Below are 19,241 nucleotides of genomic sequence, written 5' to 3'. Positions count from 1 at the left end.
CTGCGGGCTCTGCGGGCTCTAGGGCTTGTAGGGCATCGACGTCATGACGGTGAACGGCGGGTTCCGGTTGCTGTCGTACCGGATTCGGGTGTCGATGCCGTTCACGTCGTACCCCTTGGCTTTCAGGCCGCCCTCCTTGTACCCGGACAGCGGGTGGTTCGGGTCCACCGGCTGCTTGCTCACGCTGCGGCCACTGGTCTCGCCGTTGGGCGCCGTCGAGTAGAACGGCTCGACTTCGCCGTCGGCCGGCGGTGGCGGGCCCTTGATCCACGCCTCGATGGCGGCCTTGTTCTGGTTGAGGTTGTACTCGGTCAGTTCTTCCGCACGCTGGTAGTTCGGGAAGGCGGAGGAGCTGCCGATCTTCGGCTTGCCGTACGGCCAGGCCTGCGTCGGGCCGTTCGACTGCTGGTCGCGCAAGCGCTGCGCGAGCTGCTCGTCCGTCTTGCCGACGTGCTTGTCCAGGGTATGGCCGTCCGCCATGTACTCGTTGGCGGCGAGGTTCAGGTCGTACTTGCCGTTCGAGTCGACCTTCAGCCAGACCTTCGAGCTCTTGAACTCCTCCAAGGCCCGTGCGCCGAAGCCGTGCGCCCGCGCGACGCCGGCCTCGAACTTGGGGGCGCTCAGGTATGCCTCGTCCAGCGGCCCCTTCAGCGCCTCCATGCGCGTGGTCAGACCTCCCAGGATGCCGGTGTACTTGTCGACAATCCCGTTCAGCTTGCCCGTGTCAATGTTCAGCACCGTCTTGACGTCGAACGACAGGATCAAACCCGCGCCCTTGCCGATCACAGAGGTGACGGTGCCGAGGATGCTCTTCGGGTCCTTGGGCTTGGCGAGGTCCTCGAGGATCTCCTTGGCGGCCTTCCACATGGCGCGGTGGAGCTCGTCCGCGACGTCGCGGTTGAGGTCGACGGCAGCCTCCGCGTATTCGCGCAGGATGGTGGCGATGTCGTCGGCCGTGTCCTTCAGTACGGCCAGGACGGGCTCGCTGCCCGTGGGGACGCGGGGCGTGCCCCGGCCGGAGTTGGCGGTCTGCGCCCACTGGTAGCCGTGCCGCTGTTGTCCCCATGCCGTCCCTCCCCACAGGGCGCTGCAGAAGGTCCGCATCGCGGCTTCCCAGTCGGCCTGTTGGTGGTTGGTGATGGCGCCGACGGCCTGGGTGAGCTGGTCCGCCCCTGTCGTCGCCATGATGGAGACGTTCATCCAGCTGTGGCACAGGGAGTTGAGGTAGTGCTGCTGCGGGAAGGGGTGGACGTCCGCCACCCTTCCGACTCGGAACACGTTTTTGCACAGTGGCTGGAGGACGTCCCGGACGATTTCGGGGATGCCTTCCATCAGGCCGCGCAGGATGTCGTCGCCGCCGTCGTCGTCGCCCCACTTGATGTCGGGTATCGAGTCGAAGTTCGGGGCCCTGTCGACGACCGTGGGCAGCGGGCGCTGCTCGGCCGTCTTGCCCGGCTTGGGGTGGGCCGCCGCGTCCGCCTTGGTATAGGCGTTGGCGGTCTCGGTGAAGCCGACGGCGACGCCGCCGACGCTGAGCACGGACTGGCCCCAGACCTCCAGCCAGCGCTCTCCGATCTTCTTGTACGCCTGGGCGAATTTCTGGGCCTCGGTGCCGGCGCCGCCGGCGTCGGGATACTTGCCCAGCTCCTCCAGAAGATTGCGGGCGGCGCGCATCAGGAAGTCCTGCTGCGTGGCGACCCGTCCGGAGACCACCCAGAGGTCGCTGGGCTTGACGTCGATGGCGCCGCCCCCGCCGGGTGACTGCGCGGGGGTAGACGGGCCGGCCATCAGGCACCGCCTCCCCAGCCCTGGAGCACGGACCTGTTGGCCGCGACGTAGTTGAGGTGCCCCTTGACCACGACCTCGTGGAGCCAGGCCTGGGCGGCCTTGAGGTCGTCGGCGGAGTGGCTCCACTTGTCCAGCTCGTCGATGAAGGCCTCGCGTGCCTCACCGTCCCAGCTCAGCACGGCTTTGGCGGCCCGCTCGTACAACGTGTCCAGCTTCTCGTTGAGGACGCGGAGTATCTCCTCGAGATCGCCCGAAAGGCGCTGCAGGGTGGCGAAATCGACGGTGATCCGGTCTTCGTCCTGCATGGTGCTGATCCCCCTCGGTTCAGACGTCCACGATGCTGCTTATCGGCTGGGCGGCATCTGGTGCGGGCACCGGGTCGAGCATGCCGATCATATGGGCGTCCCATCGGTTGCCCGCCCTTGGGGGACAGGGGGGGTAAGGCGGATAGAGGAGGGCGGCGGGACGGCCGCCGCACGGGCGGCAAGGGGCCTTTGTTCCGCTTGAGGGGCATCCCCCGTGGTGTGTGATAACGCATGTCTGCGGAGGTGTGTCCGCGTTGCTAGGGTGGTTTGCGGCTTGTAGCACAAGTTCCAATGCGGGGGACCGGCATGAGCGATGAGTCCAAACTCGCTTACACATCGTCGCAGTTGAAGAAACTGGCGGACGATCTGGATGACATGCAGGAGTATCTCGGCGAACAAGTCAAGCGCATGGATGAGATCGTCGACGGCATCGAGACCCGCTGGCGGGGTCCCACTGCCAAGTCCTATCGATCGCTCCACCGCGGAGCCGCGGAGGATGCCGTTCGCATCGGACAGACCATCCAATTGTTGGCGGAGGCCATTCGTCTGAGCGAAGGCGGCTTCACGAACCAGGAACTCGAGACCCTCGAACAGTTCCGCAGAATCCAGGCCGCCGTCGACGTCGAAGCAGCCGCTGACGCGCTGTCCACGCCGACGAACCAAGCGCCTCGCAGTCGCCTGCACGAAATCTGACGCACAGGAAGCCGCCCGCTCGACCCGCCGACGGGCCGTGGAGCCAGCCGGCGTGCGCACCGCTTCTCCTGCTGCACAGCGGATCGCCCCCGGCCAGCGCCCGCAGGACGTCGGCCACAAGGTCCCGCGCCGACGCCGCGTCCGCGAGTTCGAGGCACGTCCGCCGCCACCGCTGGGCGGGACGTGGGTCCGGCAGCTGGGAGGTGGTCCACGCACAGCGTCCGGGACGCGAGCCGCGTCTCGACCCGCAGCGCCTGGCGTCCACACATTCATCTACACGTCCATGCCCGCCCCGTGACCGACCGGAAGCCGAATGAACTCCATCGACAACACTGCCTGGGACGCCGCGCTGGAGCGGCTCCTGGACGACGTGTACACCTTCGCGATGACCGGGCCCCGACGGCACGACGACTGGGGACGGGACGTCCTGGACATCCTGGACCGGTCGGTCACCGACCCTCGGGGCCGGCAGACACTGGAGTGGCACATCGACAAGGAGGGGCGGGAGAACATCCGTCCTTCCTATCCGTTCCTGCCGCTCACGGCCGAGCAGGTGCACGCGTGGACGTATCCCGTCACGGCCTCTGCCGCCGCTGAGCTACTCGCCTCTCTGACCCAGGAATGGTTCTTCGAGGCCCGCCCCGTCCGGACGCGCGCCGACCGGGACGATGTGCTGGCCGACGCCCGGTCGGTGCTCAGCCGGTTCGGTGCCGACGCCGACTTCCGTACCTCCTCCGACCTGGCCCGGACCTCCGCCTCGCCGGACTTCCTCGCCGGCGAACTCGCCGGCGGCCGCGCGTTCACCGACCACCTGATGGACCTCGGACTGATCGCCGTGAGCGCGGACGAGGTCGGGGTCTTCTGGTCGTTCAACGCGAACTGAGAACACGCACAGGCACCAGGAACAACCGTTCCTGGGTGCGGGACGGTGTTTGCCGGGCCATCCCGCGAACGTGTGGCCGCGCCGCATGTAATGACAGCGGGGCCGGCCCGGATGGAGTCCGGGCCGGCCCCGTGTGGTGGGGTGGGTGTGCGTTACGGCGCGGGGACCTCGTCGAGGATGCCCAGCGCGTCGGTGCCCGGGGTGACGACGAGCTTGCGGGTGAGGGTGTAGGAGCCCTCCGCCGGCACGTCGACCTTGAACCGGCTCATCACCCAGTTGCCCGCGGCGTAGACGTCGAAGGCGCCGGCCGGCGTGCCGTAGACGAGACCGAACACCTGCGGGTCGGTCCCGGTCATGCCGATGTACGGCTTGGTCGGGGTGTACGCCTTCGTCGCACCCGGTGTCACGATGCCGGCGCCCGGGATGACACTGGCCGAGCCGGCCGCGTCGTGGTCCATCACGTCACCGGTCCACACGCTGAGTGGAGCCGAGCCGGAGTTGCTCAGCTCCGTCGAGACCGTGGCGAAGTCGTCGCCCGGCTTCAGCGTGTACGTCGTCGTCGCCGTCAGACCCGTGAAGCCATTGACCGGCCCGGATACCCGGACGACGGCCTTGTCGCCGGTCGCCTGGACGATCTTGACGTCGGTCGCCTGCACCGTCCGGACGTCCCACGCGGTATCGCCGGTCGGCTGGGTCGCCGAGACGTAGGGCAGGTTGATCCAGTCGAACTGGTCGGCCATGCCGCGGACGGCGATGTCGACCGGCTTGCCGCGGGTGCTACCGGAGAGCTGCGAGTCATTAAAAGCGTCGGCGATCGCCATCGAGAGCTTGTCGTTCTCGAGCATGACGTCGCCGGGGCCTGCCTCGACCAGACCCGAGCCGATCTGCTTGCCGTAGCTCGCCTCGACCTTGACCGGGCTCAGCGCGACGTCGGCGACGCCGCTGCCCGCCGCCGGCACGGTGACCTTGTCGGCGGCCGTCTGGTAGCCCAGCTTGGACACCCGGACGTCGTACTGACCGGCCGGGGCCTTGACGCGGTACTTGCCCTGGGCGTCGGTGCTCGTGGTCGCGACCACCTTGCCGTCCTGCTCGAGGGCGACCCGGGCACCGGAGACGGCGGAGCCGTCCGCGGTGATCGTGCCTGTGGCGCGAGCGGCGTCCGGGACGGCCTCGTCGTGCAGGTCGATCTCGTCGGCCCACTTCGCGATGTTGCGGGTGGGGTCGCCACCGGCGGTCGCGTAGTCGGTCAGGTGGTAGAAGCTGAACTGCTTGGTGGCACCGGGCTCCATCGTGGCGTCGTAGTAGAGGCCCTCGATGTAGCCGTACGCACCGACCGCGGCCGGCGTGTCCTGTGCCCAGGCGAGACCGTGAGCGGCCTGGCCGTTCGTGGTGGCCGTGTCAGCACCGACGTAGACGTAGTTCCCGGTCCAGCCCGAGGTCTTCAGACCCGGGTTGGTGCCGCTGAACCCGGGGATCCGGCCGTTGTCGACCGAGCCGTCGGGGTCGATCATGTAGTTGAAGTAGCCCTGGTAGCCCGTGGTGCCGGTGTTGGTCAGCTTGACCGTCATCTTCACGATCGGAGCGTCGGGCAGGGTCTCGTAGCGGACCTGCGCCTTGATGGCCTTGTTCCCCCGGTACTGACCGTTGCCGACCACGGCCGCGCCGTCGACCGTGAGGTCGGGCAGGTCGAGCTGGTCGTTCGGCCGGTCCCACGAGTCGGGCGGCGTGAGGCTCGGACGCAGCAGCATCTCGCCCCAGTCAAGGGTCTCGGCGCCGTTGGCGTCGTTGAGCATGACGTCCGACAGCTCGCCCTGACCCAGACCGCCGACACCGTTGTTGCCGCCGGTGTACGGCGTCACGGACGCCCGGACCTTGTCGTTGGCCAGGTAGTAGTACTCCCTGCCCGTGACGACGTCCTTGCGCGTGCTGCCGTTGCCGTAGTCCGGCGCGTACGTCGACTTGCCGGCGACCGGGCCGGTCACCTTGATCAGCTTCAGGTCGGCCGTCTCGTTGCCGGTGGTGCCGACCGTGACGCCGGCCTCCGAGCGGTCGTCGGCGATCAGGCCGCGCTTGGCCGCCGAGACGGTCCAGGTCGAAGCCGGCACGCCGATGCGGTACTTGCCCTGGGCGTCGGTGCTGGTCACCGCGGTGTCCTGACCGGCGGCGACGGCGGTGACCTTCGCGCCGGCGATCGGAGCGCCCGTCTCCGGGTCGCTGACCGTACCGGTCACGGTCGCCCAGCGCTGCGCGGACTCGCCGCCCGGCACGTAGGCGTAGAGGTTGCCGTCCCAGGCGCCCGTCACCACGGTGTTGCCGCTGACGGCCGGGCCGGCGCCGACCCAGGTGCCGGTCTCGTGGTTCCACAGGATCTGGCCGGTGTCGGTGGCCAGGGCGTAGAACCTGCCGTTGTTGGCGCCGACGAAGAGCGTGTCACCGGCCACGACCGGGCTGGACATGACGCCACCGTGGTAGATGTCGCCGGGCAGCACCCGCTCCCAGAGGACGTTGCCGGTCTGGGCGTCGAGGGCGACGACGGCGCCGCTCGGGAAGCCCATGTAGACGACGCCGTCCTTGACGGCCGCGGCGCTCGGGGTCGAGCCGCTCGAGACGAGCGAGGAACGCGAGCTCCGGTAGGTCCACAGCGTCTCGCCGGTCTTGCCGTCGCGGGCGGCGATGCCGTTGTTGGAGCCGATGAAGACCTTGCCCTCGGCTGCGGTCGGCACGCCGTCCTGCCAGCCGCCGAGCGATTCGGTTCCGGTCCACTTGCGGGCGCCGGTGGCCAGGTCGTAGGCGAGCACGCGGTCGGCGGTCTGGTTGCCGACGTACACGGTGCCGTCCATGACGGCGGGCGTGCCGTCGCTCATGGTCGCGCCGGACATCGGGGAGGCCCAGATCTGCTCGCCGGTGCGGGTGTCGAGCGCCTTGAGGACGCCCTGGCTGCCGATGCCGAAACGGGTCTGGTAGGGCCAGAGCACGGTGTGGCCGGAGACGGCCGGCGAGTAGTAGCCGTAGGTGCGCTGGTTGTTCGGGGCCGGCGCCTCCTCGGGCTCGGCCTTCCAGCGCAGCTCGCCGGTCTTCGCGTCCACGGCGTACAGCTCCGAGCCGAGGGTCGGCGCGAAGATCAGGCCGTCACCGTAGGCGAGGCTGCCGTGGATCGACTGCGGCACCTCGAAGTTCCACAGCTCCTTGCCGTTCTTGAGCTGGACGGCGTGGATCCGGCTGTTGCCGTCGCCGTTCTCGTCGCGGGTGCCCGCGTAGACGACGCCGTCGTGGATGACCGGCGACCCGGTGAGGAAGGTGCCGTCGGTGCGGAAGCTCCAGGCCAGGCGGCGGCCGGCCTCCTGCGCCGGCGCGACACCGGAGTGGCCCTCGTTGCCGTGGTGCTGGTCCCAGTCACCGCCGGCGACCGGCTTGAGCGCCGGCTCGTCGGTGAGGGTGAAGTCCGCCGACTTGGTCCAGGTCTTGCCCGCCGCGTCGGTCACCTTCACCTCGACGCTGTGCTCACCGACCGTCTGCAGGCTGTCGGGCAGGTTGCTCTGCCAGGTGAACTCGCCGCTGCGGTGCAGCGGCCTCCAGTTCTTGTCGCCGGCGATCCGGTAGCGCGCCGAGACGACCTCGTCGCCGGTGTCGTAGGCGTTGATCTGGATGCCCGGGAACTTCTCGGCCGGCACCTTCGAGCCCGGCGCGGGGCTGACGATGGTGAGGTGCTCGTTCTCGCCGTACATCCGGAACGGGTTCTCGAAGCCCGGACCCGCCATATGGATGTAGCGGAAGCCGCGGGGCGCGTTGTCGATCGTGTAGGAGCTCGACACGGTCTGGATGTGCTTGGCGGTCGGGGCGAACGCCGACTTGTTCTCGACGTGGTTGGAGTGCTCGTGGCCGACCAGGATCAGCTGCGCCTTGTACTGCTCGAGCACCTTGCCGAAGGCGTCGTACGTCGACGGCGAGCCGAACGGAACGTTCATCGGCTGGTGGGCGAGGACGACGACCTCGATGTCGTTGGCCGGGTCGTCGTCCAGCGGAACGCTCGCGGCGAGGTCGCCCTTGAGCCAGTTCAGCTCCTCCTCGAACGGCGCCGCGCCATTGTTCTCCAGCACCACGAAGTGCCGGTTGCCGTAGTTGAACGAGTACCACTCCGGACCGACGTTCTTGCGATAGTTGTCGATCCTGTCCGCGTACGCCGACCCGCCCGCGTACTCGTGGTTGCCGACGGCCGGCCAGACAGCGACGTCCGACTGCTGGGTGCCGCGACGGTACGCGTCGAACTGCCCCTGGCTGGCGTCGTTGGTGAGGTCGCCGCTGACCGCGATGAACCGCAGGTCGGTGCTTGTGGAGTTGATCTCGCGTATCTGATCGGGCAGCTGTGCGTTGACGTGCGGGTCGGCGATGTTGGCCCAGGAGAAGGTGTCGCCGTCGGAGAGTTCGTCACGGACGAGCGCGAAGTCCGCGGTCGGCGTGGCGTCGTCGGCGAGCTGGCCGAGGTTCGCCCAGAACCTCGGCTCCTTGTACTCGTCCAGGCCGAACCGGTAGCCCCGCGGCTGACCGGCCCACACGATGTCCGTCTTACGACGGTCGGTGGAGATCTTCAGCGAGTAGGAGCCGTCGGCGGCGGTCGTGGTGGTGACCGTGCCGTCGGAGACGCGCACACCGGCCAGGCCGGCCTCGTCGGAGCTGCGCCGGCCGTCGCCGTCGGCGTCGACGTACGCGACGCCGCTGACGGTGGCCTCCGGCGGGTCGATGGCGGTCGCCGCGTACAGCGTCAGCGGGCCCGCCACCACGCTGAAGGCGAGCCCCAGCATGGTGGTGTACAGGACAGCGCGCATGTGCGCGCGTGTCCAGGTGAACATGGACATCGGGATCCTTGAGAGTGCGGGTGGGTGGGTGTCAGGTCAGGAGCGGGGAACGTTCGACGAACCAGACCAGACCGGCACCTGCGACGAAGACGGTCGCCGCGACGGTGCCGAGCTTGAGGGCGCGAGCGGCGACCGGCGTGGTCGCGGCCCTGCGCAGGAACAGCAGCACCGGGAAGGCGAGCGCGATAATCGTCAACTGGGCGAGTTCGATGCCGACGTTGAAGGCGACCAGGTCGGCCAGCATCGAAACCGACAGCGGCCCGTCGACACTGAGCGAGCCCGCGAAGCCCAGCCCGTGCAGCAGCCCGAAGCCGAAGACCACGGGCAGCCGGTGCTTCGTCCTCGTCGAGAGCAGGTTGTCGAGCGCGACGAACGCGATCGACAGCGCGATGAGCGGCTCGACGAACCACGCGGGCACGCTGACCCAGCCGATCGCGGCCGGCACCAGGGTCAACGAGTGCGCGACCGTGAAGGCCGTGACGACCCCGACGACGTCGCGCAGCCGCTTCGCGCCCAGCAGCAGCGCCAGCAGGAACAGCACATGGTCGAGCCCGAAGTACAGGTGCTCTGCCCCGAGCTTGACGAACCGCGGGATCTCACTGAGCAGATCGGTGTGCCCCACCGTGACGCTGGTGCGGGCGGTGTCGAGCAGCGTCGAACCGCGGCTGCCGTCGATGTCGTAGACCACCTTCGTGGTGGTGCCGTCGATGACGCCGTCGGAGGGGCGGAAGATGTCACTGCGGACGGTGAGCGCCCCGGACACCGGGCAGTCGTAGGCGAGCGCGACCTGCGCCGCGCCGGAGTCGGCGAGTTCGACGCGGGCACCGTCCGCAGCAGTGCACCCGATCGAGCCTCGGCTCAGCCGCAGCCGCTCGCCGACGTACGCCGCCACGTCGCTCGCGTGCGCGTCCAGCGAACTGCGCCGCACCCCGGTCGGCACCTCGGCGGCCGCGCCGTCCACGCCGACCGCGTCCGGGCTCAGGACACCGTCGAGGCTCAGCAGCCGGGCGAGGACGTCGTACTCCATGTCTACGACAGCCGCGACGCCGTCGCGCTGGCCGCGCAGGTCGACCGTAACCGAGGTCTCACGGACGTGTGCCTGCGCCGGAGGGGCGACGAAGAGAACGGCAATAAGGGTGGCGAGAAACGTCAGCAGACGCACAGTCGAGCACTTCCGTGGTGGGGGGGAACGGTGATCGGCCCCAACCCTGTAGTGCTCGCACCACACCCGGCAATGGGAGATGACCCGGTTTCACCGACCCTTCCACTGCCGGTCACCCACCAGCCGCAAGCCGGTTTCTGGGCGTCGAAAGCCGGGCATTGTCCGCCGGTACCGTAGGGGCCAGTGGAGCCATGCCCGGCTCCAACAGCACCGGGGTGCCAGTCGTCACGGGACCGGGCGGCTGCCGTAGACGGGGAGACCGGAGGTGGGCAGGTCCCCGCCGAGTTCTCCGGGGAGCGGTACGGATTCGCCGTACTTGCCGTGGATCACGCCCCTGTACTCACCCTCTCCGGGGCGGGTGAACAGTGACCAGGTGCCGGTGCGCGGATCGATCTGGAGGAGCCGGGGGACGCGCGCGGCGGCGTACCAGGCGGTCTTCTCGTTGATCCCCTTCAAGCGCTCGTTGGGCGAGATCACCTCGACGGCCAGCACAACCGCGTCGGCGTCCAGCAGCCAGCCGTCCTCCTCCTTGAACGCGCGCGGCCCGATGGTGAGGTCCGGGGTCGCGTAGTCGTCCGGATCACCGGGCATCGGGACCGATACGTTCTCGTACGCCTCGTGCTCGGCGGCGAGGCCGGGGCGGATGGCGTCGCGCAGGTCGATCACGATCCCGGCACGCTTGCCGCTGGGGCTCGGAGACATCACGAGCGTTCCTCCGATGATTTCCACGCGCATGCCGGTGGCCTGCTCGATCTTCTCGGCGGCGTCACGCAGGTGCCCGCGCCGGACGGGGATGGGGTGATGGGCGGAGCCGGTCACGGGGGCTCCTCCTGGCCTGCGGGGACCGATCGTGGCACTGCTCACTGTACGGCCGGGTCCCGGACCGCCAGCGGTTCCCCGGCCGGCACGCGCAGCGGCGGGCCTTCGTCGAGCCCCAATACGACTGTCAGGCCGCCGGACGCCTGCCGTTCCGTGCGTACGTGTCGGACCGTGCGCCAGTCTCCCCGTGCCCGTACGGACTGCCCTGCCTGCACGGCGACAGCCGCGATCTCCCTGGTCGCGCGGGCGGGAGTGAGGGCGGGCGCCTTCAGCTCGGACCACACGGTCTTGCCGATCCCGCCCGCGCGCGGGCTGACGCCCCACCGGAGGCTCAGCGCCTCAACGATCCAGAGGCCGCGCCCTTCGGTCTCGTCCGCCTCGGGTCGCCGCAGCTCGGGCCGACCGGACCCGGCGTCGCTCACTTCCAGGCGGAGCATGCCGCCGGTCGCCGAGTAGGCGATGCGTACGCCGATTTGGCGGTCGTTGGGTGCGCGTACACGCAGGGCGTTGGTGACCAGCTCGGAGAGGACGAGCTCGGCGGTGTGGAGCAGGTCGTCCCCCGCACTCCAGTCCGCGAGTACGGCGTGCAGGGCCGCGCGGGCCCGGGGGACGCTGCGAGGGCGGCGGGAGAGGCGGAACGAGACGTCGATCAGTGCAGCCATGACAGCTCCCATGTGATCGGAATCGTGGGCAACCCCAGCGGGGGCCGCTTGAGACTGCTGACACCAGGAGATTGCCCGGGAAACGGCTAATGGAGCAACGTTGAATGCATATCTGACTCTCGATTCACCCAATCGGGTAATACCCGCACGCCAAGGCCCGCCCACTGGTAGAGAGTTGGGCATGCCAAACGTGAAGCCATCCACCGTGCTGGGTCGCCAACTCGGCGACGAACTCAGGCGATCACGGGAAGCTGCCGGCCTCACGACCGCGGCCGCGGCCGACCTTCTGGACTGCACCAAGGGAAAGATCAGCCGCATGGAGAACGGCCACGTTCCGGTGCGTAGCCCCGACCTCGCCGTGCTCATGCAGGCATACGGCGTGATCGACCCTGAGACCAAGGAGCGGCTCACGGCTCTCGCCCAGCGGGCCAACCGCCGGCGGCGCGAAGGGTGGTGGCATGAGTACGCGTCAGTCCTCAGCGACGCCTACCGCGACCAGATCGAGATGGAGGCGATCTGCGACAGCATCCGCACCTACCAGATGCAGCTCGTGCCGGGGCTTCTCCAGACTCCTGAATATGGACGCGCCGTAACCGTTGCGTCGCGTACCTGGCAGACAGCCGAGGAGATCGAGCGGTTCGTTCAGGTTCGGCTCGCCCGGCAAGAGCGGCTTGGCGGTGAGGAGCCGATCAAGTTCTGGGCGGTCCTCTCGGAGGGGGTCTTGCATCAGCAGGTCGGCGGGCCGGAAGTCATGCGTGCACAACTGGAACATCTGCTGGCGGTTGCTGAGCGACCGAACATCACGCTTCAGGTGGTTCCTTTCAAGCGCGGCGCTCATTCCGGCATGCTCGGCCCTTACGTGCTGCTGAGTTTCCCCCAGCTCGCATCACTCGACCTCGTTCTGACCGAGGCCCCGACTGGCAACATCTGGATAGAGCGAGAGCAGGAAGTCGCCTGCTACCAGGCCCTCTTCGACGACGCGCGCATGGCAGCATTGGCGCCTACGGAGTCACTCGCGCTGATCGAGCAAGTTGCCAAGGAGCACAGAACATGAGCGACGACGTCCACAACTCGACCACCCACTGCACCACGGCACTATGGCGCACGAGCAGCTACAGCGGGGGCCAGGGTGATTGCGTCGAGGTCGCCGACAACGTCCCCGGCCTCATCCCCGTGCGGGACAGCAAGCGCCCCACCGGCCCCGTGATCGTCTTCGGCCCGCGTGCCTGGAACGCGTTCATCACGCACCTGGGCTGAACGGACCGGCGCGGCCGGATCGTCTCCGCCAACCCGCCACCCCGCGGGCCCACTCAAGGGTCGCCGTGGTGTTCTGTTCAACCCGTGGTGGTGACCAGCGCGGCGGCCAGCGCGTGGGCGCTGGCGGGGACGCCCCGGACGGGTTCGCCGTACAGGGAGTGGGCCTGGTCCAGGGTGGGCGGGAGGCTGTCGGCGCGCTCGGTGGGGGTCCGGTCAACGATGGTGGTCCCGGTTTCCGCCTCCTGGGTGGGGGCGTAGCCGGCCGCGCGCAGGGCGGTGAGGGTCTCCTCGGGCGGGGCTGTGGAGATCAGGACGGTGGGTGCGATCCGGCGCAGGCGGAGTTTGGCCAGGCCGCGAGCGTGGGCCACCTCGGCGATCAGGCCCGTGTCGTCGGAGCGGATGCAGCAGGCGGAGCGAACGACCCGGAGCTGTCCGTGGGTGCGGGCGGTGTCCTTGATGGTGTAGCTGAGAGGCTGGGGCAGTGGGGTGTCACGTTCGCTCACCTCGGTCAGGCGGCCGACGAGTTCGTCGGCGCTCCAGCCGGCGTCCAGGGCACGCCGTACCGAGGCGGCGCTGATCCGCCAGACCACCGCATGGCCCTCGGACTCGATGTCGCCGACGGCGGAGAGCAGTTCGGCCAGGCCGGGCGCAGGGGCTCCGGTGACGGTGGCGGTCAGGTCGCTCTGGAAGCGGGCCGTGGTGCTCGGGGTGGGCAGGGTGGAGTACAGGGCCTCGCGCAGGGCGGTCACGGCCGCGGCCAGCGCGGGGCGTGCGGACAGGTCCTCGCCCAGGCCCTCGGCGCCGCGGGCGGCCGGGTCGGCTCCCGCGCCGGGCACGGCCGGGTAGTGATGGGCGGCTCCCGCCTCCAGCAACCCGCACAGGGCCCGCCCCGTGGCGGTGAGCGCGCCATGGGCCACCAGTCCGAGCATCGCGGCCTCGTCCAGGGTGGCCATGAGACGGCCGGTCAGGTCGTCCCCGCCGATCAGTGCTCCGGTCCCGTCGCCGGCCAGGAGGCCGCGCAGGGTCGGCCGGCACCAGGCGGCCCGGTCCAGGAGTTCCGCGTAGCCGCGTGGATCGGTGGTCAGGCCGCGCCCCTCGGGGAGGGTGGCGAGGGCGCGGAGTACGCCGGTACGCAGGGCGACGGCGTCCTCGTCTTGCGGGGAGATGAGCGCGACCGGGGTCTCGTCGGGGTCGGGCCAGTGGCTGAGTACCTCGGGCACCACCGCCCAGGCGGCCAGCAGCGGCAGCAGTTTGCCCGCGGCTGGGGCGGCGGCCCAGGCGTCGTAGCGGCTGCTCGGCAGCAGCCGGGCGGCGGGCTTGGGGGCGTTCTGGCGGCGCCTCCCACGCGCGGCAGGGGCCGGCGCCTCGTCCTGGGGTGCGGCGAGACCGGCGTTGACCGCGAGGTCCAGCCACAGCCGGGTGTCGTCCTCGCTCGCCCCGGCCTCCTTGGCCAGCCGCCGGGTGTCGCGTACGGCGATTCCGCCCGCTTTGCGGATCGCCACCGGCTGCGCGGCGAGCGCTCGCAGCACCAGCTCCGCCCGCCAGGAGGCCGCCGCGGCGGCCGTGCTGCCCTGGCCGTTCCAGCCGGCCGGCAGCGGCGCGGTGGCGGTGAGCGGTTCCGGTTCCAGGCGGGGGCAGGGCACCGCGCCCTCCGGCCGGAGGGCGCGGGCCACCTCGTACGGCAGCTCCGCCAGGTCCAGGCCGGCCGGGATGAGCAAGCCGCGCGCCGCCAGCCAGTCGGTGCCCTCGTCGCCGCTGCCGCCGCCGCGGAAGAGGTACTTGGAGTCGGTGCCGCCGTACTGCTCCCCGTACCGGCTGACGAAGCAGTGGGTGCGCAGCAGCGGCGGCCCGGGCACCAGGTGGTCCAGCAGTTCCTGCGCTCGGGGCGGTGCCCCGGCCACCAGGGCCCGTACCCGTGCGGGGTCGGCGAGCAGGCCGGTGATCAGTTCCTGCGCCTGGTCACGGGTGCGGGCCGCGCCCTCCCCGAAGAGCGTTTCGGCGATCCGCTTGACCTCGGGGGCGTTGTACCCGGCTGTCAGAAGCCGGCCGGCGGTGCGCCCGTAGCCGTCGAACCCGGCGGCTCGCACGTGGAGCAGGGGCGGCAGGGCCAACTTCCCCTTGGCCGCGGGCAGCAGCAGCGCCCGCTCGCGCAGCCGCGCCAGCGCCGCCTCGGCCTGCCGTCGCTTCTCGCCCGGTGCGAACCAGCCCAGCACGTCCTTCTCGGCAACCAGCCGCTGGGCCGGCTCCACCGCGGCCATGGGCCGTTGGTGCTGCCACGGATAGCGCGGTCCGTCCTCGGCCTCGCCGCCCGCGACAGGGCCGTGCCGTTCCAGGGCCAGGGCGGCGATGGAGGCGAGCAGTTCCAGCTCGCCGGCGGTACCGGCCATCAGGCCCCGGGCCACGGACGCGTCGGTGAGGAGGTGCTCGGCGAGCTCGCGGAACGTGGTGATCCGCTGATACTCGGCAGCGAGCGGCAGGTCCCGCTCCTCCAGCAGAGCGGTGAGCCTCTCCTGGTCCAGGGTGCCGAGCCATTTCTCAAGGGCGGTACGCGCGTTCACGCGCCCAGCCTAGTGCGGCGCGGGCACCCCGCACGGGTGAACCGGAGCGCGGGCGCGTATCGGCTCGTGCCGTCCAGGCGGCCGCAACATCCCGCTGACTCCACCGGTAACCTGCGGCCGAGCAGGGAGGTAAAGCCAGTGAGCGTCGGACCAGAGCGATCAGCCCGCATCGCAGCCATGCTCGAATCAGCTCGACCCGTCTGGGAAGCAGCCCGTGAAACCGACGCGCTGCAGCAGTGGTTGAAGGACCACGGCTGCCACGGAGTCGATGCCGTGCTCGTCACCATGCGCCTCTTGGGCTGCGGTCTTCCCGAGGCTCAACGCGTGTTCTTCGCCGCCCCCTGCCGCCAGGCCGAGCGCGAGTTCCACAACCGAGTCATGGACGGCCTCGAGGCCGCCAGCAGAGATCTCTGAACGCCCCGAAGCCCGCAGAGCCTCCTTGACTCGGTCATTAAGACTCCGCCGACTGTGCGTGCGGCTGAGCCGATCACTCAGGCTCGGTCCGAACGCTGAAGCGCCCGGGATCTGATCAACTGAAGCATGTGCGGGGCGGCCCACATCATGACCGCCCACCACAGAGGCAGGCTCGAAATGAAGAAGTGGAACAGTGCGAGGAGAAACGCCAGAAGGGCGAGGCTGCCCGCAAGTCTCCATACGGTTCGTACACGCATGACCCCGCCCGCTCCGTCGGCAATCTCGACTCGAACATCATGCCGGTGCGACCGCGAAGGGCAAACCGCGAGTGGTCAACTGGTCAGACCAGCGAATGAGTTCACTCCTCGTCGAACACGTCCTCGGCTTCGGTCACGCTGAAGGCGCGGTCCAGCCACCTGTCAAGGACCTCGGGGTCGGTGCATCCGGTGATCCGCTCGCGTGCACTCGCCGACGTGGAAATCTGCCGTTTCTCCAGAACGCGCAGGACCATCAGCGAGCGTTCTTCGGCCCGGCCCTCCGCCACTCCCTTGAGGTACGACTCCTCGACGATGGTGCCGCGACCGGGGAAAAAGGTACCCACGCTCATCAAGCTCCTCCAGATGGTCCGGGCCGGGCCGTCTCCCAGGCCGATCTCCAGCAGTTCAGTGAAGTACTCGGCGGACTCGCTGTCCGCGGATCCGAGCGCGGACGCGAGCGCTTCCAGTATGACGGCAACATCGGGATCCTTCCCGTGCGTGATCGCCGAGAAAGCAGCCAGGGCCACATCTCGCGACGCACGCTCAGCATCCTTGATCACCGGGACGTTCTCGGGGCCCAGGACAAGTGGGTGCACGGCAAGCGCGGTCCGCCAGCCGTCCGGCCCGAGGTTGAACGGGCCGGCCGCCCACCGGGCGGTGGCCTGGTCCTGGCAGGTGACGAGGAGCAGCACCGGGCAGTCGTACTTCGCGCCGAGATGGGCGAGGTAGTACGCCCAGCTGGTCGGCTTCGCCAAGTCCCGTCGCCCCTGGGCCTCGATGGCCAGCAGGAAGCCGCCCGCCCCGCCTGTCGCCGACCGGACGCGCAGCACACTGTCGACCCGGCGTTCCAGTGGCCGGATCTCCGTGGCGTCCGGTGTCAGCACCTCCACCGCCGCAGGTACGGGGAGCGGAACGCCCAGGATGCGGAAGACCGGGGCCAGCAGCTCCGGGCGGTCCTGAAAGATCCGGTGCGATGCCTCGTGAGGGGAGGTGACCATGGCCGGGACGCTATCCAGGCATCGAACGACGCACATGCCATCGGCATATCTTCACTCTGACGAGTCCGGTTAATGAATGTGTTGACGGTGCCGGGCTCGGGCGAAGGCGCCTACCGCACGCCCTCCCAGAGGAGCCGTTCGTCCGCGCGAGGGTCGTGCTCCGGGGCCGGGTCGACGTCGAAGGTCATCGTTGTGCGGCTGGACCTGTCGTACGCCGGCCAGCCCGGGTCGCCCGTCTTCGCGAAGGCCACCCACGCTCCGTGCATCGCGTCCGCCACCGTCTGGGGCGGGTGGGCGCCGAGCATCGGGGCGTACGACGGGTCGTCGAGGCGGTCGAAGACGAAGGGCAGATCCAGGGCATGGCAGGCGCCGAGGCGGCTGGCGAACTGCGGGGAGCGCCAGGCGAATTCGTACATGTACGAGCCCGGGACCGACTCGGCGAGGCGGATGGCCGGGATGCGGTAGAACCAGTCCGTCGCGACCGCGTCCAGGAGCTCGCCCGGAGTGGCTCCGGGGCGGGTGCCTCGGTAGACCGGGAGCGCCTTGGCCGGGTCCAGGCCGTAGGCCGTGGCCATCGCGTGGAGGCGGGCTTCGGGGAAGACTTCCAGCCGCTCCGTCGGGACCAGGAAGAAGCGGTACTCCTCGCGGTTGCTGCCGATGAGGAGGTCGACGCCGCAGTCCGGGCCGGGGAGGGACAGGGCGGGCTGGACCGGTTCGAACGGCATGATGTTCAGCACCGCCTCGCCCCACAGTGCCGGGTCCGGGCGGGCGTTGACCTCGGCGCGCAACTCCGCCTGGGCCGTGAGGAGTTCCGGCAGGGGGACCTCGGCGAAGGCCTCCGGGGTCGGGTCGATGCCGAGCTTCTCCGCCAGGCGGGCCGTGATCCGGGCGGCCGAGGGCGGGCGCAGGAAGTGGTGGCAGGCGCCGCTCTGCAGGATCGCCCGGCGGAAGAGGCCGCGCGCCCCTTCGGTGGCCAGCAGCACTCCGATGCTCATCGCGCCCGCCGACTCGCCGAAGACCGTCACCTGCTCCGGATCGCCGCCGAAGTCGGCGATGTTGTCCTGGATCCAGCGGAGGGCGGCGATCTGGTCGAGCAGGCCTCGGTTGTCGGGGACTCCGGGAAGGTGGGCGAAACCATCCGTCCCCAGGCGGTAGTTGAGCGTCACGCAGACGACCCCGTCACGGGCGAAGGCGCTGCCGTCGTACGCCGAGGCCGAGCCCGAGCCGTTGGAGAACGCCCCGCCGTGCAGCCACACCATGACCGGCAGGCCGGACCCCGGCCCGGGGGCCGGGGTCCAGATGTTGAGGTTCAGGCAGTCCTCGCCAGGGATGACCTCCTCCGGGATGAGGACGTCGAAGGGCGGCGCGTAGGGGGGGTGGGGCGCGGTCGGGCCGTAGGCCGTTGCGTCGCGTGCGCCCGTCCACGGCTCGGGCGGGGCCGGCGCCCGGAAGCGCCGGGCGCCGAAGGGCGGCGCGGCGTACGGGATGCCGAGGAAGGACGCCACCCCGTCCGGGGAGAGACGTCCCCGGACGTCGCCCTGGCGAGTACTGCACACCGTCATGCGTTCAGGACCTCCATCAGTGCCGCGCCGAACTCCTCGGGACGTTCAAGGTGGACGGAGTGTCCCGCGCCGGACACCGCGACCTCGCGTACCGAGCCGCCGGCCGCAGCGTAGCGGTCCAGGACATGACGTGTCTGCGCCACCATCGGCTGGGCAGGGGTCCCGTCCCAGCCCGGCACCGCGCCGATCGAGCCCAGATGCGCCAGGTCGAACATCGAGGTGTCGGAGACGATGACGTCATCCTCGCCGCGCACCCACAGCACCGGCGGCTTGGGGTCGATCAGGTGCAGGTCGTCGAGACGGAAATGGGTGGGAGCGACGCAGTTGAGCACCCCGCGTGTGCCGGGCGCGACGCCCGGCCAGGACGGGGAGGGCACGCTGTCGCCGGGGTAGTGGTCGTCGCCGGTGCGTGTGGTGAGCATGGACTCGACGTACTCGTCCTCGTGCTCGGGGCGCAGCGGCGGCTTGACATAGCAGGTCGCGAGGACAGTGCGGGGCGAGAGCGGGGAGTCCTCGCCGCGGTCGCCCTTGGCGAGCAGGGCGACGAACTCCGGGTTGGCCGCGCCGCCGCCCGAGCCGGCGCCGTCGGCGGAGTTGAGGGTTCCGTCCGGTCCCTGCGTACCGCCGAAGCCGTACGGGGAGACCGGGTTGACCAGGGTCAGGGAGCGCACCGCGGCCGGGTGGTCCCGCAGGTACTGCATGACCACTCCCCCGCCCATGGACCAGCCCACCAGGTGGGCCCGGTCCACCTCGAGGGCGTCCAGCAGCGCGGCGAGGTCGTCGGTGTAGTCGCGCACTCCGCGTGTCGCGTCGACCGGCAGCGGGTCGGTGCCGCCGAAGCCGCGCAGGTCCACGGCGATGGGGCGGTAGCGGTCCGGGAGGCCGAGCATGGTGGTGCGCCAGAACGCGGAGGACGAGACGTTGCCGTGGACGAAGACGATCGGTTCGCCCTCGTCCCGGACATCGGTGATCTGCTGGGTGAGCCGCTCGGTGGAGACGCGGCGGGTACGGAGTGCGGTCATGTCAGGTC

The 19,241-nt window shown here is 70.0% G+C and carries 15 protein-coding genes; 5 read left to right on the top strand and 10 right to left on the bottom strand.

Annotated elements, in window-relative coordinates; all coding sequences use genetic code 11:
* Positions 1 to 18: 18 nt before the first annotated feature.
* Both ABD858_RS22220 and ABD858_RS22215 read right to left on the bottom strand, forming a co-directional pair.
* Positions 19 to 1,788, bottom strand: a complete 1,770-nt coding sequence (locus tag ABD858_RS22220) for an RNase A-like domain-containing protein (RefSeq protein WP_345040364.1) — start codon at positions 1,786 to 1,788, stop codon at positions 19 to 21.
* Complete coding sequence (locus tag ABD858_RS22215; RefSeq protein ID WP_345040362.1) at positions 1,788 to 2,093, bottom strand: WXG100 family type VII secretion target; 306 nt, start codon at positions 2,091 to 2,093, stop codon at positions 1,788 to 1,790. The genes ABD858_RS22220 and ABD858_RS22215 overlap by 1 nt, the downstream gene beginning before the upstream one ends.
* A gap of 306 nt (positions 2,094 to 2,399) precedes the next feature.
* Here ABD858_RS22215 and ABD858_RS22210 point away from each other — a divergent pair, with 306 nt between their 5' ends.
* Together ABD858_RS22210 and ABD858_RS22205 are read left to right on the top strand one after the other, a co-directional pair.
* The gene (locus ABD858_RS22210; protein ID WP_345040359.1) at positions 2,400 to 2,786 is read left to right on the top strand and encodes a WXG100 family type VII secretion target; all 387 of its coding nucleotides are present in this window, start codon (positions 2,400 to 2,402) and stop codon (positions 2,784 to 2,786) included.
* A gap of 313 nt (positions 2,787 to 3,099) precedes the next feature.
* Positions 3,100 to 3,669, top strand: a complete 570-nt coding sequence (locus ABD858_RS22205; RefSeq protein ID WP_345040357.1) for a hypothetical protein — start codon at positions 3,100 to 3,102, stop codon at positions 3,667 to 3,669.
* Positions 3,670 to 3,821: 152 nt separating this feature from the next.
* Here ABD858_RS22205 and ABD858_RS22200 read toward each other — a convergent pair whose 3' ends face one another.
* From ABD858_RS22200 to ABD858_RS22185, 4 genes are all read right to left on the bottom strand, one after another.
* Positions 3,822 to 8,516, bottom strand: coding sequence for an outer membrane protein assembly factor BamB family protein (locus ABD858_RS22200; protein ID WP_345040355.1), 4,695 nt, complete (start codon positions 8,514 to 8,516; stop codon positions 3,822 to 3,824).
* Positions 8,517 to 8,553: 37 nt separating this feature from the next.
* Positions 8,554 to 9,684, bottom strand: a complete 1,131-nt coding sequence (locus ABD858_RS22195) for a HupE/UreJ family protein (protein WP_345040352.1) — start codon at positions 9,682 to 9,684, stop codon at positions 8,554 to 8,556.
* A gap of 225 nt (positions 9,685 to 9,909) precedes the next feature.
* On the bottom strand, positions 9,910 to 10,503 hold the full coding sequence (locus ABD858_RS22190) for a Uma2 family endonuclease (RefSeq protein ID WP_345040350.1): 594 nt from the start codon (positions 10,501 to 10,503) through the stop codon (positions 9,910 to 9,912).
* 41 nt (positions 10,504 to 10,544) lie between these two features.
* Positions 10,545 to 11,165: an ATP-binding protein gene (locus ABD858_RS22185; RefSeq protein ID WP_345040348.1), complete on the bottom strand. Its 621-nt coding sequence runs from the start codon at positions 11,163 to 11,165 to the stop codon at positions 10,545 to 10,547.
* Between the two features lie 181 nt (positions 11,166 to 11,346).
* Between ABD858_RS22185 and ABD858_RS22180 the strand changes: the two genes are divergently transcribed.
* Both ABD858_RS22180 and ABD858_RS22175 read left to right on the top strand, forming a co-directional pair.
* Positions 11,347 to 12,219 (top strand): helix-turn-helix domain-containing protein, encoded by an 873-nt coding sequence (locus ABD858_RS22180; protein ID WP_345040346.1) that lies wholly within the window; start codon positions 11,347 to 11,349, stop codon positions 12,217 to 12,219.
* Entirely contained in the window at positions 12,216 to 12,422 is a 207-nt protein-coding gene (locus ABD858_RS22175) for a DUF397 domain-containing protein (protein WP_345040344.1), read from the top strand. Before ABD858_RS22180 ends, ABD858_RS22175 begins: the two co-directional genes overlap by 4 nt.
* A gap of 77 nt (positions 12,423 to 12,499) precedes the next feature.
* On the opposite strand, the gene ABD858_RS22170 is transcribed toward ABD858_RS22175, so the two are convergent.
* The gene (locus tag ABD858_RS22170; RefSeq protein ID WP_345040342.1) at positions 12,500 to 14,980 is read right to left on the bottom strand and encodes a helicase-associated domain-containing protein; all 2,481 of its coding nucleotides are present in this window, start codon (positions 14,978 to 14,980) and stop codon (positions 12,500 to 12,502) included.
* Positions 14,981 to 15,118: 138 nt separating this feature from the next.
* Between ABD858_RS22170 and ABD858_RS22165 the strand changes: the two genes are divergently transcribed.
* Positions 15,119 to 15,394, top strand: a complete 276-nt coding sequence (locus ABD858_RS22165) for a hypothetical protein (RefSeq protein ID WP_345040340.1) — start codon at positions 15,119 to 15,121, stop codon at positions 15,392 to 15,394.
* A gap of 358 nt (positions 15,395 to 15,752) precedes the next feature.
* Here ABD858_RS22165 and ABD858_RS22160 read toward each other — a convergent pair whose 3' ends face one another.
* The 3 genes from ABD858_RS22160 to ABD858_RS22150 form a co-directional block, all read right to left on the bottom strand.
* Positions 15,753 to 16,649 (bottom strand): hypothetical protein, encoded by an 897-nt coding sequence (locus ABD858_RS22160; RefSeq protein WP_345040337.1) that lies wholly within the window; start codon positions 16,647 to 16,649, stop codon positions 15,753 to 15,755.
* A gap of 110 nt (positions 16,650 to 16,759) precedes the next feature.
* Complete coding sequence (locus ABD858_RS22155; RefSeq protein ID WP_345040335.1) at positions 16,760 to 18,211, bottom strand: carboxylesterase/lipase family protein; 1,452 nt, start codon at positions 18,209 to 18,211, stop codon at positions 16,760 to 16,762.
* Positions 18,208 to 19,233: an alpha/beta fold hydrolase gene (locus tag ABD858_RS22150; protein WP_345040332.1), complete on the bottom strand. Its 1,026-nt coding sequence runs from the start codon at positions 19,231 to 19,233 to the stop codon at positions 18,208 to 18,210. Before ABD858_RS22150 ends, ABD858_RS22155 begins: the two co-directional genes overlap by 4 nt.
* Positions 19,234 to 19,241 lie beyond the last annotated feature (8 nt).

Source organism: Streptomyces sannanensis, assembly GCF_039536205.1.
In the GTDB taxonomy this organism is placed as follows: Bacteria; Actinomycetota; Actinomycetes; order Streptomycetales; family Streptomycetaceae; genus Streptomyces; species Streptomyces sannanensis.
Note: the sequence above shows the minus strand (reverse complement) of the source record. Positions and strands in the feature narration are given on the sequence as shown.

Bases quoted from the DNA above. Each gene is read 5' to 3' on its own strand.
- ABD858_RS22220 (WP_345040364.1), bottom strand. From the start codon at position 1,788: ATGGCCGGCCCGTCTACCCCCGCGCAGTCACCCGGCGGGGGCGGCGCC.
- ABD858_RS22160 (WP_345040337.1), bottom strand. From the start codon at position 16,649: ATGGTCACCTCCCCTCACGAGGCATCGCACCGGATCTTTCAGGACCGC.
- ABD858_RS22185 (WP_345040348.1), bottom strand. From the start codon at position 11,165: ATGGCTGCACTGATCGACGTCTCGTTCCGCCTCTCCCGCCGCCCTCGC.
- ABD858_RS22155 (WP_345040335.1), bottom strand. From the start codon at position 18,211: ATGACGGTGTGCAGTACTCGCCAGGGCGACGTCCGGGGACGTCTCTCC.
- ABD858_RS22215 (WP_345040362.1), bottom strand. From the start codon at position 2,093: ATGCAGGACGAAGACCGGATCACCGTCGATTTCGCCACCCTGCAGCGC.
- ABD858_RS22200 (WP_345040355.1), bottom strand. From the start codon at position 8,516: ATGTTCACCTGGACACGCGCGCACATGCGCGCTGTCCTGTACACCACC.
- ABD858_RS22205 (WP_345040357.1), top strand. From the start codon at position 3,100: ATGAACTCCATCGACAACACTGCCTGGGACGCCGCGCTGGAGCGGCTC.
- ABD858_RS22210 (WP_345040359.1), top strand. From the start codon at position 2,400: ATGAGCGATGAGTCCAAACTCGCTTACACATCGTCGCAGTTGAAGAAA.
- ABD858_RS22175 (WP_345040344.1), top strand. From the start codon at position 12,216: ATGAGCGACGACGTCCACAACTCGACCACCCACTGCACCACGGCACTA.
- ABD858_RS22150 (WP_345040332.1), bottom strand. From the start codon at position 19,233: ATGACCGCACTCCGTACCCGCCGCGTCTCCACCGAGCGGCTCACCCAG.
- ABD858_RS22180 (WP_345040346.1), top strand. From the start codon at position 11,347: ATGCCAAACGTGAAGCCATCCACCGTGCTGGGTCGCCAACTCGGCGAC.